The sequence below is a fragment of the Thioalkalivibrio sulfidiphilus genome, assembly GCF_000377945.1.
In the GTDB taxonomy this organism is placed as follows: domain Bacteria; phylum Pseudomonadota; class Gammaproteobacteria; order Ectothiorhodospirales; family Ectothiorhodospiraceae; genus Thioalkalivibrio_A; species Thioalkalivibrio_A sulfidiphilus_A.
Genome location: NZ_KB898932.1, coordinates 65,826 through 81,845, shown reverse-complemented (window position 1 = coordinate 81,845; position 16,020 = coordinate 65,826). Strand labels below are relative to the sequence as shown.

Annotated in this window: 20 protein-coding genes; 4 read left to right on the top strand and 16 right to left on the bottom strand. The window is 66.9% G+C overall.

What is annotated here, in order from left to right; all coding sequences use genetic code 11:
* Positions 1–122 (top strand): transposase (locus D580_RS16120; protein WP_155999695.1); only part of this gene is annotated, 122 nt, incomplete at its 5' end.
* A 154-nt stretch (positions 123–276) separates the two neighbouring features.
* Here the strand turns inward: D580_RS16120 and gpmI are convergent.
* The 10 genes from gpmI to hisB form a co-directional block, all read right to left on the bottom strand.
* Positions 277–1,827 (bottom strand): 2,3-bisphosphoglycerate-independent phosphoglycerate mutase, encoded by a 1,551-nt coding sequence (gene gpmI / locus D580_RS0106710; protein ID WP_018953651.1) that lies wholly within the window; start codon positions 1,825–1,827, stop codon positions 277–279.
* 271 nt (positions 1,828–2,098) lie between these two features.
* Entirely contained in the window at positions 2,099–3,211 is a 1,113-nt protein-coding gene (gene tatC, locus D580_RS0106705) for a twin-arginine translocase subunit TatC (RefSeq protein WP_018953650.1), read from the bottom strand.
* Entirely contained in the window at positions 3,195–3,665 is a 471-nt protein-coding gene (gene tatB / locus D580_RS0106700; RefSeq protein ID WP_018953649.1) for a Sec-independent protein translocase protein TatB, read from the bottom strand. Before tatB ends, tatC begins: the two co-directional genes overlap by 17 nt.
* Before the next feature lie 59 nt (positions 3,666–3,724).
* A complete protein-coding gene (gene tatA / locus D580_RS0106695; protein WP_012636807.1) occupies positions 3,725–3,991 on the bottom strand; it encodes a Sec-independent protein translocase subunit TatA in 267 nt (88 codons plus the stop codon).
* A gap of 48 nt (positions 3,992–4,039) precedes the next feature.
* Positions 4,040–4,363 (bottom strand): phosphoribosyl-ATP diphosphatase, encoded by a 324-nt coding sequence (locus D580_RS0106690; protein ID WP_012636806.1) that lies wholly within the window; start codon positions 4,361–4,363, stop codon positions 4,040–4,042.
* A complete protein-coding gene (hisI, locus tag D580_RS0106685; protein WP_012636805.1) occupies positions 4,360–4,755 on the bottom strand; it encodes a phosphoribosyl-AMP cyclohydrolase in 396 nt (131 codons plus the stop codon). Before hisI ends, D580_RS0106690 begins: the two co-directional genes overlap by 4 nt.
* Before the next feature lie 265 nt (positions 4,756–5,020).
* Positions 5,021–5,791, bottom strand: coding sequence for an imidazole glycerol phosphate synthase subunit HisF (hisF, locus tag D580_RS0106680; RefSeq protein WP_018953648.1), 771 nt, complete (start codon positions 5,789–5,791; stop codon positions 5,021–5,023).
* A gap of 48 nt (positions 5,792–5,839) precedes the next feature.
* Positions 5,840–6,568 (bottom strand): 1-(5-phosphoribosyl)-5-[(5-phosphoribosylamino)methylideneamino]imidazole-4-carboxamide isomerase, encoded by a 729-nt coding sequence (gene hisA / locus D580_RS0106675; RefSeq protein ID WP_012636803.1) that lies wholly within the window; start codon positions 6,566–6,568, stop codon positions 5,840–5,842.
* A gap of 17 nt (positions 6,569–6,585) precedes the next feature.
* Positions 6,586–7,242, bottom strand: coding sequence for an imidazole glycerol phosphate synthase subunit HisH (gene hisH / locus D580_RS0106670; protein ID WP_018953647.1), 657 nt, complete (start codon positions 7,240–7,242; stop codon positions 6,586–6,588).
* 35 nt (positions 7,243–7,277) lie between these two features.
* Entirely contained in the window at positions 7,278–7,871 is a 594-nt protein-coding gene (hisB, locus tag D580_RS0106665; protein ID WP_018953646.1) for an imidazoleglycerol-phosphate dehydratase HisB, read from the bottom strand.
* Positions 7,872–8,087: 216 nt separating this feature from the next.
* Between hisB and fnr the strand changes: the two genes are divergently transcribed.
* On the top strand, positions 8,088–8,852 hold the full coding sequence (gene fnr / locus D580_RS0106660; RefSeq protein ID WP_018953645.1) for a fumarate/nitrate reduction transcriptional regulator Fnr: 765 nt from the start codon (positions 8,088–8,090) through the stop codon (positions 8,850–8,852).
* 86 nt (positions 8,853–8,938) lie between these two features.
* Here the strand turns inward: fnr and D580_RS0106655 are convergent, their stop codons facing one another.
* The 4 genes from D580_RS0106655 to pip form a co-directional block, all read right to left on the bottom strand.
* Positions 8,939–9,595, bottom strand: coding sequence for a hypothetical protein (locus D580_RS0106655; protein ID WP_038043302.1), 657 nt, complete (start codon positions 9,593–9,595; stop codon positions 8,939–8,941).
* A 5-nt stretch (positions 9,596–9,600) separates the two neighbouring features.
* Positions 9,601–10,920 carry an ammonium transporter gene (locus tag D580_RS0106650; RefSeq protein WP_018953643.1) on the bottom strand — a complete coding sequence of 440 codons (1,320 nt, stop codon included), beginning with the start codon at positions 10,918–10,920 and terminating at the stop codon, positions 9,601–9,603.
* Positions 10,921–11,182: 262 nt separating this feature from the next.
* On the bottom strand, positions 11,183–11,632 hold the full coding sequence (gene dtd, locus D580_RS0106645; protein WP_018953642.1) for a D-aminoacyl-tRNA deacylase: 450 nt from the start codon (positions 11,630–11,632) through the stop codon (positions 11,183–11,185).
* Positions 11,629–12,579, bottom strand: a complete 951-nt coding sequence (pip, locus tag D580_RS0106640) for a prolyl aminopeptidase (RefSeq protein WP_018953641.1) — start codon at positions 12,577–12,579, stop codon at positions 11,629–11,631. The genes dtd and pip overlap by 4 nt, the downstream gene beginning before the upstream one ends.
* A gap of 375 nt (positions 12,580–12,954) precedes the next feature.
* Between pip and D580_RS0106635 the strand changes: the two genes are divergently transcribed.
* Together D580_RS0106635 and D580_RS0106630 are read left to right on the top strand one after the other, a co-directional pair.
* Entirely contained in the window at positions 12,955–13,731 is a 777-nt protein-coding gene (locus tag D580_RS0106635; protein ID WP_018953640.1) for a tRNA 2-thiocytidine(32) synthetase TtcA, read from the top strand.
* 8 nt (positions 13,732–13,739) lie between these two features.
* Entirely contained in the window at positions 13,740–14,591 is an 852-nt protein-coding gene (locus D580_RS0106630) for a lysophospholipid acyltransferase family protein (RefSeq protein WP_018953639.1), read from the top strand.
* A 69-nt stretch (positions 14,592–14,660) separates the two neighbouring features.
* Here the strand turns inward: D580_RS0106630 and D580_RS0106625 are convergent, their stop codons facing one another.
* Together D580_RS0106625 and D580_RS0106620 are read right to left on the bottom strand one after the other, a co-directional pair.
* On the bottom strand, positions 14,661–15,587 hold the full coding sequence (locus D580_RS0106625) for a lipid A biosynthesis acyltransferase (protein WP_018953638.1): 927 nt from the start codon (positions 15,585–15,587) through the stop codon (positions 14,661–14,663).
* Positions 15,580–15,912: a tetratricopeptide repeat protein gene (locus tag D580_RS0106620; protein ID WP_018953637.1), complete on the bottom strand. Its 333-nt coding sequence runs from the start codon at positions 15,910–15,912 to the stop codon at positions 15,580–15,582. Before D580_RS0106620 ends, D580_RS0106625 begins: the two co-directional genes overlap by 8 nt.
* Between the last annotated feature and the right edge of the window lie 108 nt (positions 15,913–16,020).

The window sequence follows — 16,020 nt, the reverse complement described above, 5'->3', positions numbered from 1 at the left end:
AGGCGATGGGCTTTCGCCGCTTCAGTGTCCGGGGGCTTGAAGCGGTCACGGGTGAATGGAATCTGGTGTGTCTGGCGCTCAACCTGCGACGGATGCAGCGCTTGGGATGGCGCCCGGCATAACCGACACCCCGCCAGTGCGGGGCCGGCGGCCCACTGTGACGCCGGGTGACCCTGCATGCCGGTCACTGTGGCTGGATAACAGTCCCGGCGCCACCCGGCCCCCGCAGATCAGCATCGATTTATGCTCGACCGAAAACTTCTACCGCCCAGGCTCCTAGCCCGCCGGCGCCGTCCCCGAGAGCAGCAGGGACTTGCTGCGCATGGCCTTGGGCTGGGGCAGCCCCATCAGTTGCAGCACCGTGGGGGCGATGCCGCTCAGGCCGCCGCCGGTGGTCAGGCGCCAGCGATCCCGGTCGATCAGCAGCAACGGCACCGGGTACATGGTGTGCTGGGTATGGGGCTCGCCGGTGACAGGGTCCACCATCTCGTCGCAGTTGCCGTGATCGGCGGTCAGCAGCACCGAGAAGCCCTTGGCCTTGGCGGCATCCAGCACCCGGCCCACCTGGGCGTCCAGGGCCTCCACGGCCTTGATCACCGCCTCGCGCACGGCGGTGTGACCCACCATGTCGCCGTTGGCGAAGTTCACCACGATGAAGCCATACTGGCCGCTCTCGATGGCCTTGATGGTCTCGTCGGCCACCTCTCGTGCACTCATCTCCGGCTGCTCGTCATAGGTGGCCACCGGCGGCGAGGGCACCATGACCCGGTCCTCACCGGCGAAGGGCTCTTCCTTGCCGCCGTTGAAGAAAAAGGTCACGTGGGCGTACTTCTCGGTCTCCGCGCAGTGGAACTGGCGAATCCCGGCGGTACTGATCACCTCGCCCAGGGTGATGGACGGGCGCTCCGGCGGGAAACCGATGGGCGACAGGAAGCGGGGGTCGTACTCGGTCAGACAGGTCACGGACACGGGCTTGAAATCGCCCCGGTCGAAACCGTCGAACTCGTCCATGCCCAGAGCGGCGGCCATCTGCCGGGGCCGGTCGTTGCGGAAATTGAAGAACACCAGGGCATCACCGGGCCTGAGCATGCCCTCGGGGTCGATCACCCGGGGCTTGATGAACTCGTCGGTCTCGCCCGCCGCATAGGCGGACTCGATGGCCGCGGCGGCGGACGCGGCGCGCTCGCCGTCACCGTGCACCAGGGCGTCGAAGGCCTTCTTGGTCCGATCCCAGCGCTTGTCCCGGTCCATGGCGTAGTAGCGCCCGCTCACGGTGGCGATGCGCCCGCCCGCCTCGGCCAGCAGGGGCTCCAGTTCATCCAGGTAATTGGCAGCGCATTTGGGCGCGGTGTCTCGGCCGTCGGTGATCATGTGCACCAGGGGCTTCACCTCCAGGCGCTGGCACAGCTGGATCAGTGCCTGCAGGTGGCGCACATGGCTGTGCACGCCGCCGTCGGACACCAAGCCCAGCAGGTGCAGGGGGCGACCCGCCGCCTTGGCGGCCTGGGCGGCGCCGTTGAGCGCCGGGTTCTCGAAGAAGCTGCCATCGGCAATGGCATCATCGATGCGCACCAGGTCCTGGCGCACCACGGAACCGCAGCCCAGGGTCAGGTGACCCACCTCGGAGTTGCCCATCTGCCCGTCCGGGAGACCCACCGCCCGGCCGCAGGCGTCCAGCGTGGTGTGCACGTGGGTGGAGAAGTATTCATCCAGGCGCGGCGTGCGCGCCTCCGCGACGGCGTTGTTGATCTTGCTGGGGTTGATGCCCACGCCATCCATGATGATGAGCAGGGTGGGGCAGCGGGGTGTCTTGTGGTCTTCGCTCATGGGGCGTCGTTCCGGGTGCGATGAATGACGGGTGGGCACGGAGAGCTGGAGAGGCTTCGATCCGGGCCGGGGAGGGGTATTTTAGCAGATGCTGTTGGAGCGTGAGAGGATGGCTAGTGGCTAGTGGCTAGTGGCTAGTGGCTAGTGGCTAGTGGCTAGTGGCTAGTGGCTAGTGGCTAGTGGCGAAAATGCTAAGTTATCCCCTCTCCCTCTGGGAGAGGGTTGGGGTGGTCTTCCTTGCCACTTGAGACTAGCCACTAGCCACTGCAAATTACGCCTTACCGCCCTTATCCTGATCCGAATCCTTCTTCTCGCCCTCGTCCTTCCTGTCGTCCTTCTTGTCGGTCTCCGGGGCTTGCCAGCCGCGGGCCTCCTCATCGGCCAGACGGTCCAGCTCGGCGTCCATTTCCGCGTCGCTCAGGGGGCGATACTCATCATCCCCGGTGGCCGAATCGGACTTGGCGGTGCCGCTGCCGGCGGCAGACGCAGCCGCGGCTGCCTTGGCGGCGGCATGCCGTTCGCGCAGCGGATTGGGCCTCGGCTTGGGCCGGGAGACACCCTCGTCGATGTCCTCCTGGCTCCACTCGGCGTCGTCGTACTGGGCCTCCGACTCACCGGCCTCCGCAGCCTCCCTGGCGCGGCGCCGCTGCATGATTCGGGACAGCAGCAGACCGATCTCGAACAGCAGCCACATGGGCAGGGCCAGCAGGGTCTGGGAGATGATGTCCGGCGGGGTGAGCACCATGCCGATGACGAACACGCCGATGATCACGTAGGGCCGCTTCTGGGCCAGCTTCTCGGGCGTGGTCACGCCCAGGGACACCAGCAGGATGGTGGCGATCGGCATCTCGAAGGCGATGCCGAAGGCCAGGAACAGCATGATGACGAAATCCAGGTAACGGGCGATGTCGGTCATCACCGCCACCCCTTCCGGGGCGGTGCTGGTGAAGAACGCGAAGATCAGCGGGAAGACCACGAAATAGGCGAACGCCATGCCCGTGTAGAACAGCAGGGTGCTGGAGATCACCAGCGGCGCGGCCAGGCGCTTCTCGTGCTTGTAGAGACCCGGGGCGACGAAGCCCCAGACCTGGTAGAGCAGGTAGGGGATGGTCAGCACCACCGCCAGCAGCAGCACCAGCTTGAAGGGGATCAGGAAGGGCGCGGCCACCTCGATGGCGATCATGCTGCTGCCTTCCGGCAGGTGCGCCATCAGGGGCTCGGCCAGGGCAGTGTAGATCTGGTTGGCGAAGGGGAACAGCACCAGGAACACCACCAGGATGGCGAGCACCATGCGCAGCAGACGGTTGCGCAGCTCGAACAGGTGGCTCAGCAGGGTGCCTTCCCCCTGGGCACCGGGTGCCGGTTGCTCAGGCTTTGGGCTCATCACGATCCTTGGCGGGCGGGGTTTCCTGGGCGGCCGGCTGGGCATCGGACACCTTGCTGGTGTCGGCCTCGGTCTTGCGCTGTTTCACCAGACGGGTGGCCTGCTCACCGAAATCCCCCTCCTCGGCGAAGCCCTCCTGCTCGTCCTTGACCTCGTTCTCGATGGACTTGACCAGGTAGGAGGTCTCCTCCACCTCGTGGCGCAGGCTGTCCTCGGTCTCCTTCATCATGTTCTTCAGCTGGCTGATCTCCTTATTCTGCTCGTTGAGCAGTTTGCGCAGCTCGTCGGTCTGGAATTCCTGCTCGATGTCGGCGCGCACGTTGGTGACAAAGCCACGGATCTTGCGCACCCACAGACCCACCTCCCGGGCAAGACCGGGCAAGCGGTCGGGGCCCACCACCAGGAGGGCCACCACCAGGATTACGAGGATTTCCCAGAAGCCGACGTCGAACATGGCAGTGCTCTGTCACGGGTTGGCGGGCGCGCAGGCGCGCGCCCGCCAAGCACGCGACATCAGGCCTGGCGTTCCTTGTCCTTGCCGGATTCCTTCTTGGCCTCGGCGTCGATCACCCGGCCTTCGGTCTTGTCTTCCATTTCGCGGCGGGCGGTGGTGTCTTCCTCGCCCTCCTTCTCGTCGCCGTCACGCACGGACTTGCGGAAATTCTTGATGGCGCTGCCCAGATCGCCGCCCATGTTGCGCAGCTTCTTGGTGCCGAACAGAAGCACGACGATGACCAGAATGATCAGGAGCTGCCAGATGCTGATGCCACCGATACCCATTTGCGTTCTCCGGTAAGTCTCTAAATCGTTATGTAATAGTTATGAATGCTACTTGGCCCGACTGGCCTTTTCCTCGATGCCCGAGACACCGAAACGCCGCCCCAGCTCGGCCAGCACCGCCTCCGGACCCAGGCCCTGATGGGCCAGCATCACCAGGCAATGAAACCACAGATCCGCCGTCTCATAGACGATCTGCTCCGGGTCCCCGTTCTTGGCGGCCACCACGGTCTCCGTGGCCTCCTCCCCCACCTTCTTCAGGATCGCGTCCAGGCCCTTGGCATACAGGCCGGCCACGTAGGAGCTGTCCGGTGCCGCCTGCTTGCGGGCCTCGAGCACCCGCGCCAGCTCTTCCAGGATCCGATCACTGCTCATGTCTTATCACCGTACATCTGATCCGGGTCCTTGAGTACCGGCTCCACCACCTGCCAGTCGCCATCCTGGTAGCGATGGTAGAAGCAGTTGTGGCGCCCGGTGTGGCAGGCGATGCCGCCGCGCTGCTCCACCTCCAGCAGCAGGGTGTCCCGGTCGCAGTCCAGGCGCATCTGCACCACCCGCTGGGTGTTGCCGGAGCTCTCGCCCTTGTGCCAGAGACGCTGCCGGGAGCGGGACCAGTATACGGCCTCGCCGGTCTCCAGGGTGCGCTGCAGGGATTCCCGGTTCATCCAGGCGAGCATCAGGACCTTGCCGGTGCCGGTCTCCTGGGCGATGGCCGGGATGAGGCCATCCGGGTTCCAGTGAATCGTGTCTAGCCAGTCTGGGGACATGCTGTTCTCGCCGGCGGAATGCGCCGGAGTCTTCGACTTTATACGTTAATTGTGAAAGTTTAACCCGAATGTTTCATGAATTCGCGCGATGATCGCGCGGGATATTGGCCGCACAGGGGATTTTCCAAGGGAGCGCCGTATCGGGCTATACGGCCGAGTGAGGAAAATCCCCTGTGCGGACAAGAGACAAGCGAGGGCGCGCGCAGTTCATGAAACATTCGGGTTAAACCACGGGGGAGCGCGGCCCGGCGCGGGGAAAAGGCCGTCAGAGGCGGACCTCCACGCCCTGCTCGGCCATGAATCGCTTGGCCTCGCCCACGGTGTGCTGGCCGAAGTGGAAGATGCTGGCGGCCAGCACCGCGTCGGCATGGCCCCGGGTGACGCCGTCCACCAGGTGCTGCAGTGTGCCCACGCCGCCGGAGGCGATCACCGGCACCCGCACCGCATCGGAGACCGCCCGGGTCAGCTCGATGTCGAAGCCCGACTTGGTGCCGTCCCGGTCCATGCTGGTGAGCAGGATCTCGCCGGCACCGCAGTCCACCATGCGCCGGGCCCAGTCCACCGCATCGAGGCCCGTGGGCTTGCGACCGCCATGGGTGAAGATCTCCCAGCGATCCGCCTCGCCGGGACCGGAGACCCGCTTGGCATCGATGGCGACCACGATGCACTGGGAGCCCACCTTGTCGGCGGCCTCTCGCACGAAGTCCGGGTTGAACACCGCGGCGGTGTTGATGGAGACCTTGTCGGCGCCGGCATTGAGCAGGCGGCGGATGTCCTCCATGCGCCGGATGCCGCCGCCCACGGTCAGGGGGATGAACACCTCGGTGGCCACCTGCTCCACCACGTGCACCATGGTCTCGCGCTCGTCGTGGCTGGCGGTGATGTCCAGGAAGGTGATCTCGTCGGCGCCCTCGGCGTCGTAGCGCCGGGCGATCTCTACCGGGTCACCGGCGTCGCGGATCTCGACGAAGTTGACGCCCTTGACCACGCGGCCGTTGTCGACGTCGAGACAGGGGATGATGCGTTTGGCGAGCATTGGGGCAGTGGCTAGTGGCTAGTGGCAAGGAAACCCGCCGGGCAGAACCTACTGGTCGGCGAGTTTCTGGGCCTCGGCGAGGTCGATGGTGCCTTCGTAGAGGGCGCGGCCGACGATGACGCCGTCGATGCCCTCCTCGCTCACGGCGCACAGACGGCGTATGTCATCCAGGTTGGTGACGCCGCCGGAGGCGATCACGGGCACGTGCACGGCCTGGGCGAGCTTGACCGTGGATTCCACGTTCACGCCCTGCATCATGCCGTCCCGGGAGATGTCGGTGTAGATGATGGCGGCCACGCCGTCCTGCTCGAAGTGCATGGCCATGTCGATCACGTCGTGGTTGGAGAGCTTGGACCAGCCGTCGATGGCCACCTTGCCGTCCTTGGCGTCCAGGCCGACGATGATGTGGCCGGGGAATTCCAGGCACAGGTCATTGACGAAATGGGGCGCGCTCACCGCCTTGGTGCCGATGATGACCCACTGCACGCCAGCGTCCAGGTACACCTGCACGGTGTCGTCGTCGCGGATGCCGCCGCCCACCTGCACCGGCAGGTCCGGGTAGCGGGCGACGATCTCGCTGATGATGCCGGCGTTGCGTGGCTCGCCGGAGATGGCCCCGTCCAGGTCCACGATATGCAGCCGGCGCGCCCCGGCCTCCACCCAGCGACCGGCCACCTCCACCGGGTCGTCGGAGAACACCGTCGCGTCGTCCATCCTGCCCTGGCGCAGACGCACGCACTTGCCATCCTTCAGGTCAATGGCCGGAATCACCAACATGCTCGAGTCTCCTGGGATCATGACTGTGGCTGCCCATCCCAGCGCATGAAGTTCCTGAGCAGGGTGAGGCCCGCGGCCGCGCTCTTCTCAGGGTGGCACTGGATGGCAAAGATGTTGTCCTTGGCAATGGCCGAGGTGAAGCGGATGCCGTACTCGGTGGTGGCGGCCACCAGGGCGGGGTCGCCGGCCTCGAGGTGATAGCTGTGCACGAAATAGAAGCGGCTGTCCTGGGGGATGTCCCGCCACAGGGGGTGCGCGCCTTCCTGATGTACCTGGTTCCAGCCCATGTGGGGAATCTTCAGGCGGTCGCCGCTGCCGGCGTCCCGCAGATCCGTTCCGAAAAACCGCACCGTGCCGGGCAGGATGCCCAGGCAGGGGGTGCCGCCATTCTCTTCACTATAGTCCACCAGCACCTGCATGCCCATGCAGATGCCCAGGAACGGACGGCTGGCGGCCACCTCGCGCAGCACGGCATCGAGGCCCCGGGCGATGAGCGCGGCCATGCAGTCCCGGGCGGCGCCCTGGCCGGGGAACACCACCCGCTCGGCGGCGGCGATGTCCCCGGGGCTGTCGGTGAGCAGCACGCGGGTGCCCGCCGGAGCCTCGTGCTCCAGGGCCTTGACCACGGAGCGCAGGTTGCCCATGCCGTAATCGACCACTGCCACGGTGTTCATGATCGCTGCCTTGCTCGGGATGCGGGTGTCGCGGCCTACAGGGAGCCCTTGGTAGAGGGGGTGGTGCCCTGCATGCGCGGGTCCGGCTCGGCGGCCATGCGCAGGGCGCGGCCGAAGGCCTTGAAGATGGTCTCCGCCACGTGGTGGGCGTTGCGCCCGCGCAGGTTGTCGATGTGCAGGGTCACGGCGGCATGATTGACGAATCCCTGGAAAAACTCGCCGAACAGGTCCACGTCGAAGTCGCCGATGCGTGCCCGGGGGTAGTCCACGTGGTACTCCAGGCCGGGACGGCCGGAGAAGTCCACCACCACCCGGGACAGGGCCTCGTCCAGGGGCACGTAGGCATGGCCATAGCGGCGGATGCCCTTCTTGTCGCCCAGGGCCCTGGCCATGGCCTGGCCCAGGGTGATGCCGATGTCCTCCACCGTGTGGTGGGCATCGATGTGCAGGTCACCCCTGGCGACGATCTCCAGGTCCACCACGCCGTGCCGGGCCACCTGGTCGAGCATGTGGTCCAGGAACGGCAGGCCGGTGTCGAACTGGCCTTTGCCCTGACCATCCAGGTTGATACGGACCCGGATCTGGGTTTCCAGGGTGTCCCGGGAGACTTCGGCGATACGCTCGGACATGGGTGCAATAAATCCGCGGATTGATCGACCTGCGATCATATCACAGCCACCGGCCCTGACACGCGCCGTCACAGCGAGCAGATCGGCGGCCGCAGTATGAAGGGTGGTGAGAATTGCGGGCCTGTAGTGGCGTGCTGCTTGTAGGGCCGCGAAGCCTTCGGGTATCTTGAGCATTAAGGTAGGTACAGGGACACCTCCTCACCACGGGAACCACGCATGCCCACGTCCAATATCATCGATCTGCATGGCCTGAAGAAGGCCTGCAGCAACTGCAGCCTCCACGACCTGTGCATCCCCATGGGGGTCAGTGACCAGGAACTGGACGCGCTGGAGCGCATCATCAACCGCCGCCGGCCCCTGCAGCGGGGCGAGTACCTGTACCGCCCCGGCGACCGCATGCAGGCCCTGTACGCGGTGCGGGCCGGCTCCGTGAAGACCTCCTCCATCAGCGACGACGGCCTGGAACAGGTCACCGGCTTCCACCTGCCCGGCGAACTCCTGGGCCTGGATGCCATCAGCGACGGCATCCACCCCTGCACCGCCCGGGCCCTGGAAACCACCTCGGTGTGCGAGATCCCCTATGACCGGCTGGAAGACCTGGCTGGCCAGGTTCCGGGGCTGCAGCGTCAGCTGTTCCGCATCATGAGCCGGGAGATCCAGTTCGACGAACACCTCATGACCCTGCTGGGCAAGAAGTCCTCGGAGGCGCGCCTGGCCGCCTTCCTGCTGAGCCTGTCCAAGCGCTTCGGCGAACGGGGCTTCTCCCGCCAGGAATTCAACCTGACCATGTCCCGCAACGACATCGCCAACTACCTGGGCCTGGCGGTGGAGACGGTCAGCCGGCTGTTCACCCGCTTCCAGCAGCTCGGCCTGCTGGAGGTCAACCGCAAGCTGGTGCAGCTGATCGACATGGAAGGCATGCACCAGATGGCCGGCGCCCACGGCGCCGAGAGTCTTGAGAAAGGCAGCCGGGGAGGCTGATGACTGCAATTCAAAGTTCAAGATTCAAAATTCAAAGAAAAGCTCACACCCCCTTTGAATTTTGAATCTTGAATGTTGAATCGCCTCTACAGCAGTGCTCTCGGCGAAAACACCTCCGCCTCACCCAGCTTCTCCGTCACCCTGACCGCCTCCGCCAGCAGCCTGTCCGCGCTCACGGGCCCCACCTCCTCGCAGGCGGCCACGTAGGTCAGGTGCAACAGGCCGCGCAGGCCCTCCAGGCCCACGGCCTGGGGCAGGTGCGCCGCCTCCCCCGTGATCCAGTCGGTCACCTGCCCGCGCAGACCCGCCGGCAGACCCAGGCCCACCAGGCGCTGCATCACCCGCACCCGCACCCCGGTCTCCACCTGCCGCTGCACGAGCCCCTCCATGAGGCCCCCGTACAGGGACTCGAACACCGTCAAGGCGCCCGGCGGCAGGGACGGCGAGGCACTGGCCGCAGGGACGGCACCCCGGTCCGAGGGACCCGGGTCCGGGGCCAGGTCCGCCTCGTCCAGGGACAGTGCGCGCACCAGGGCCCGGTGCAGTTCGCCGCGCCGCGCCTCCAGCCCGGCCTGCCGGCAGATGCGCGCCAGGAAGTCGTGCAGGGCGTACACGGGCTTGTCCGAGAACTCCCGCTCCCAGAGGCCCAGACCCTCACGGGCGGCGGCCTCGTCCATGAGGGAGCACAGTCCGGTGAAGATGGCGCGGCGGCGGCGACGCAATTCCCTGCTGTCCACGGCCATGACGCTCACCCCTTGCCCTTGTGCAGGACATCGGCCTGGAACTCCGGATAGCCGATCTCGTAGTGCTCGCTGAAGTCGAGACCCCGCTGCTCGTCCAGCGTGGAGGCGCGCAGGCCCACGGTGCGGTCGATGAGGAAGTACATCAGCAGGGCCATGGGGAAGGCCCACAGGAAGCCCGCCAGGATGCCGATCATCTGCACCGCCACCTGCATGGGGTTGAACAGGTCGCCGGCCAGGAACAGGCCCGCCGCCAGGGTGCCCCAGGCGCCGGCCAGGCCGTGGGCCGAGACCGCGCCCACCACGTCGTCCAGGCCCAGGGACTCCAGCAGGCGCGTGCCCGCCACCACGATCATGCCCGAGACCAGGCCGGTGACCACGGCGAAGTGCGGGTCCATGGTGGCGGCGCCGGCGGTGATGCCCACCAGGCCGCCGATGGAGGCATTCACGGTGGTGGTGAGCAGCACCGGCTGTCGCAGGATGGCCAGCAGGATCAGGGCGCCGGCGGCGCCGGCCGCCGCCGAGAGGTGGGTGTTGAGGTTGATCAGGCCGATGGAGACATCGGCGCCGCCGGTGCTGCCGCCGTTGAAGCCAAACCAGCCCACCCAGAGAATGAAGCCGCCCAGGGCCACCTGGGTGAGGTTGTGGCCATGGATGGGCCGGCGCTCGCCATTGGGGCCGAAGCGCCCCAGGCGCGGTCCCAGCACGATAACGCCAGCCAGGGCCACCCAGCCGCCAATGGAATGCACCACCGTGGACCCGGCGAAATCGATGAAGCCGAGGCTGGCCAGCCAGCCCTCGCCGCCGTGGGCGCTGCCCCAGGCCCAGCTGCCGTACACGGGGTAGATGATGGCGGTGATCAGCACCGCGCCCAGCAGGTAGGCCTGGTAGCGGGTGCGCTCGGCCATGGCGCCGCTGGCGATGGTCACGGCGGTGGCGGCGAACATGGTCTGGAACAGCAGGGCCATGTAGTCGCCGTTCTCGGCGCCGATCAGGGCGAAATGGGACTGGCCGAACCAGCCGGTGGGGTTGAAGCCGAACATCAGCCCGTAGCCCACCAGCCAGAAGGCCAGGCTGCCCAGGCACACGTCCACGTAGTTCTTCATCACCACGTTGACGGCGTTCTTGGCCCGGGACATGCCGCTCTCCAGCAGGGCGAAACCCGCCTGCATGAAGAACACCAGGGCGGCGGCCACCGCCAGCCAGACCGTGTCCAGGGCGGGCAGCCAGTCCGGCGGCCCGGACTCCGCGGCCTGGGTGACGGCCGGGAACAGGCACAGGGCCGTGATGAGCATCAGGGGGGTGAAACGGGATCGGTGCAGGGTCATGGAATCTCTCGTCCTCTTGCTGGGCCTTGCTTGTGAATGAGCAAGGCCCATGCCAGAGGACAGATCCATGACCGGCGGCGGATGCCGGGTGATGAATGGCGCCTGGGCACGATAGATCCGACCGTCCGCGCACCAGGGCAGGGCGGGCGCACCGGGGCGGTGCCGCAGGGAGATCGAGATTCAAAATTCAAAATTCAAAGGGGGTGACGTTTCCTTTGAATCTTGAATCTTGAATTTTGAATCTTGAATTCTGAATTGTCCGTTAGCTGGTCGGCGGCACTTCCAGCCAGAAGGTCACCGGGCCGTCGTTGACCAGGCTCACCGCCATGTGGGCGCCGAAGCGGCCCGTAGCCACGGGCGTGTGGGCCGAGACTGCCAGGGAGACCAGGTGATCGAACAGCGCCCTGCCGAGCCCGGGCTCGGCGGCCGGGGTAAGGCTCGCGCGCATGCCCTTGCGGGTGTCGGCGGCCAGGGTGAACTGGGGCACCAGCAGCAGGCCGCCGCCGGTGTCCAGGAGGCTCAGGTTCATGCGCCCGGCCGCATCCTCGAACAGGCGGTAGCCCAGGATGCGCTCCAGCAGGCGCGCCGCCTGGGCCTCGGTGTCGCCCCGCTGCACGCCGATCAGGGCCAGGATGCCGGGGCCGATGGCCCCCACGGTCTCGCCGTCCACACGCACCGCGGCCTCGCTGACCCGCTGCAGCAGGGCGATCATCGCAACATCGCGGCCAGTTCGTCCGTGGCCCGCACCAGGGCATCCACGATGCCCGGTTCGCCGGCGGAATGGCCCGCATCCGGGATGATCTCGAGCTTCGCCCGGGGCCAGGCCCGGTGCAGGGCATGGGCCTGGTCCAGCGGGCAGACAACGTCGTAGCGGCCGTGCACGATGGTGCCGGGGATATCCGCAAGGCGGTGGGCGTCGCGCAGCAGCTGGTTCGGTTCCAGGAAGGACTGGTTCATGAAGTAATGACACTCGATGCGCGCCAGGCTCAAGGCCACGTGGGGATCGCGGAAATGGTCCACCACCCCCGGATTGGACAGCAGCGTCGCGGTGCGTCCCTCCCACTCGGACCAGGCCTTGGCGGCCGCCATGCGCGCCACCTCGTCCTCGCCGGTGAGCCGGCGATGGTAGGCGGAGACCATGTTGTCCCGTTCCGCCTCGGGGATCGGCGCCATGTAGTCCTCCCAGTAGTCGGGGAACAGGCGCCCGGCGCCCTCCTGGTAGAACCATTGGATGTCCCGGGGCCGGCACAGGAAGATGCCGCGCAACACCAGTCCCAGCACCCGCTCAGGGTGGGCCTCGGCATAGGCCAGCGCCAGGGTCGAGCCCCAGGAGCCGCCGAACACCACCCAGCGCTCGATGCCCAGATGCTCCCGGATGCGCTCCATGTCGGACACCAGGTGCGCGGTGGTGTTGTCCTCCAGGGAGGCGTGGGGGCGGGAGCGGCCGCAGCCCCGCTGGTCGAACAGCACGATGCGGTAGGCGGCGGGATCGAAGAAACGCCGATGCCAGGGCTCGCAGCCGGAACCGGGGCCGCCATGCAGGAACACCACCGGCAGACCTTGGGCAGTGCCGCAGGTCTCCAGGTGCAGCCGGTGGGTCTGGTCCACGGCCAGGGTTTCCATGTGATAGGGGTCGATGGGCGGGTAGAGCACACGCATGATCGAGGACCTCGAGGCCTGTCCGAATGGGTCCCATCATAGCCCCAAACAGCCCAAAAGCGTCTGTGTAGGCCTAGGCCTACACGAATTGTGGAAGAATCCTACAAAAATGGCCGTTTTCGGGCCTTTTCTCACGCCACGGAATGGGAAATGATGGTATCGCCCTCCAGGGGAGGAGGTTTCAGGGAACCCCGGACACTCGATAGGACGTCGGATTCGGGTGTGGAACGGATCCCACCAGGGACGCTTTAATCACCAAGGGGCCAGGACGGCCAAACCCCGGTGCCAGGATGGCGCCGGGGTTTTTTTATGCCCGCATCTCCCTGGTGGCCAGGGCCCTTGCCCGCACCCTGAATGGCACGTATCTTCGGTCGGATGACCGACTTCATCGCACCCCCCAAATCCCTGATCCGCCTCACCGGCAAGGCCCTGGGCGATTTCCGCATGATCGCCGACGGCGACCGGGTGCTGCTGGGCCTGTCCGGCGGCAAGGATTCCCTGAGCCTGCTGCACCTGCTGCACCACTTCCAGCGCCGCGCCCCGGTGCGCTTCGACCTGGCCGCGGTGACCATCGACCCCCAGAGCGAGAGCTTCGACCCCTCGCCCCTGATCCCCTACATGAAGGCACTGGGGGTCGAGTACCACTACGTGCGCGAGCCCATCATGGAGCTGGCCACCGAGCACATGGACAACGACTCCTACTGCGCCTTCTGCTCGCGCATGAAGCGCGGCCTCATGTACCGCACCGCCCGGGAGCACGACTTCAACGTGCTGGCCATGGCTCAGCACCTGGACGACCTGGCGGAGAGCTTCCTGATGAGCGCCTTCCACGGCGGCCGCCTGAAGACCATGAAGGCCCACTACCGCATCGACGCCGGCGACCTGCGGGTGATCCGTCCCCTGGTCTACGTGCGCGAGCGCCAGACGGCCGCCTTCGCCGAGGCCGCCGGGCTGCCGGTGATCAGCGAGAACTGCCCGGCCTGTTTCGACATGCCCACCCAGCGCCAGCACATGAAGGAACTGCTGGCCCGGGAAGAGGCCGAACAGCCCCGCCTGTTCCGCAACCTGCTCTCCACCCTCAGGCCGCTCATGTCCCAGGGCCTTGAGGACATCCCCGAGGCACCCGCCGTCCCTGCCCGCAAGCGGGCCTGAGCATCCCCATGGATGGCCTGCTGCTGCGCGCGCTGCTGGGTCTGCTGGCCCGGCTGCCCCTGCCCGTCAATCACGCCCTCGGCGCGGGTCTCGGCTGGCTCGCCTGGCTGCTGCCCAACGACCTCAAGCGCATCTCCCTGGACAACCTGGCACGCTGCTATCCGGATGAATCCGAGACCTGGCGACGCCGGGTGGCACGCAGAAGCCTGATGGAGACCGGCAAGGCGCTGACCGAGGCACCCTGGCTATGGCGCGCCGGCCCCAGGCGCATCGCCGCCCTGCTGGACGGGATCGAGGGCTGGGAACACGTGGAGCGGGCCCTGGCCGAGGGCCGGGGCGTGTTCCTGGTCTCGCCCCACCTGGGCAGCTGGGAGTTCGCCGGCCTGCATGCCGCCTCCCTGGGACCCATGACCAGCCTCTACCGCCCGCCCCGTCAGAAGGCCCTGGACGGTCTGCTGCGCCGCTCCCGCCAGGCCACCGGCGCCAGGCTGGTGCCCACCACCCCCGGCGGCATCAAGGCCCTGCGCCAGGCGGTGGAACGGGGCGAACTGATCGGCATGCTGCCGGACCAGACGCCGAAGGGCTCCAGCGGTGTGTTCGCCCCCTTCTTCGGCCACCCGGCCTACACCATGATCCTGCTGGCACGGCTGGCGGCACCCGCCCGGGTGCCGGTGATCTTCGCCTACGCGGAGCGCCTGCCCCGGGGCCGGGGCTACCGCTATCACTGCATCCCCGCCCCCGAGGGCCTGTACGCCGAAGACCCGGTGGAGGCCGCCACCGCCATCAACCAGGCCGTGGAGACCCTGGTGAGACAGTGTCCGGAGCAGTATGCGTGGAGTTACAAACGGTTCAAAAAGTAAGAAGTGGGAGTTGGGAAGTGGGAAGTAAAAGGCCTTACTTCGCACTTCCCAATTCACACTTCCCCCTTCTTAGTAGACCTTCTTCTCGCCCGCCGGCCGCGTCTTGAAGTACTTCAGCGTCCACAGGTACTGGGCGGGATGGCGGCGGATGGATGCCTCGATGGCCTGGTTCATGCGCCGGGCATCCTCCTCGGCATCCCCGGTCGGATAGTCCTGCAGAGGGGGCTCCAGGCGCATCTCGTAGACGTCCTCCTCCGGCAGGTAGACGCTCAGGCTGGGCAGCACGGCGGCGCCGGTGAGTCTGGCGAGACGGCCCAGGGCGGGCAGGGTGGCCTTGGGCACGCCGAAGAAGGGCACGAACACCGAGTGCTCCGGACCCAGGTCCTCGTCGGGCAGGTAGTAGAAGAAGCGGCCCTGCTTGATGTGTTTCAGCGCCGGGCGCAGGCCCTGCTCCCGGGCGAAGATGTCGCCGCTGTACTGGGTGCGGCTCCTGTGGTTGATCCACTCCACCACTGGGTTCTTCATGGGCTTGGCGAAAGACACCCCGTCGTAGAGCTGGCTCATGCGCAGGCCGCCGAAATCCAGGGCCGGGGCGTGGGGGGCCAGCACGATCACCGGTCGGCCCGCCTCCCGGCAGGCCCGGTAGTGTTCCTCGCCCGCCAGGCGGATACGCCGGGCGTGGGCGCGGGGGCCGCGGAACCACAGCAGGCCGTAGTCCACGAAGCATTGCGCGGTGGAGCGGAAGTTTTCCCGCGCCAGGCGTTCCCGGGCCGCCTCGTCCAGCTCCGGAAAACACAGGGCCAGGTTCACCGCGACGATGTGCCGCTGCTTCGGGGCGAAGCGCCACATCAGCGCCGCCAGGCCCGCGGCCGCACCCCGGATGACAAAACGGGGCATGACGCTGAGCAGCGCCACCGCGCCCAGCCCCAGCCAGGTGGGCCAGTAGCGGGGCGCGAGCAGTCCGGCGTGAAACGGCGCCCGGTAGGCCTCAGCCATCGGCACCGCCCAGCTGCTTCTCGGCCCGGCGGCGGAACACCTGCATCTCCTTGGCCGCCTGCTTGTCGCCCTTCTCCTCCGCCACGGCGATGCCCTGGTCGAAGGCCTCGATGGCCGCGGCCTGATTGCCGCTCTCCGCCAGGGCCTTGCCCAGCAGCTTCCATGCCGCCGAGTACTTGGGATCATGACCCACCGCGGCGCGCAGATGGGGCACCGCCTCGGCGGCGCGCCCGGCACCCAGCAGGGCGTTGCCCAGGGAGAAACGGAGCATGGCATTGTCCTGCCCGGCATCGAGCATGGACTGGAAACGTTCGATCATGGACATGGGGGGATTATAAGGGCCGGAAGCGGGAACAGGAGATATGAGGTACGAAGTGAGAATTGGGAAGTGGGAACACAGACCACTTCGTACTTCCCAATTCTCACTTCCCAC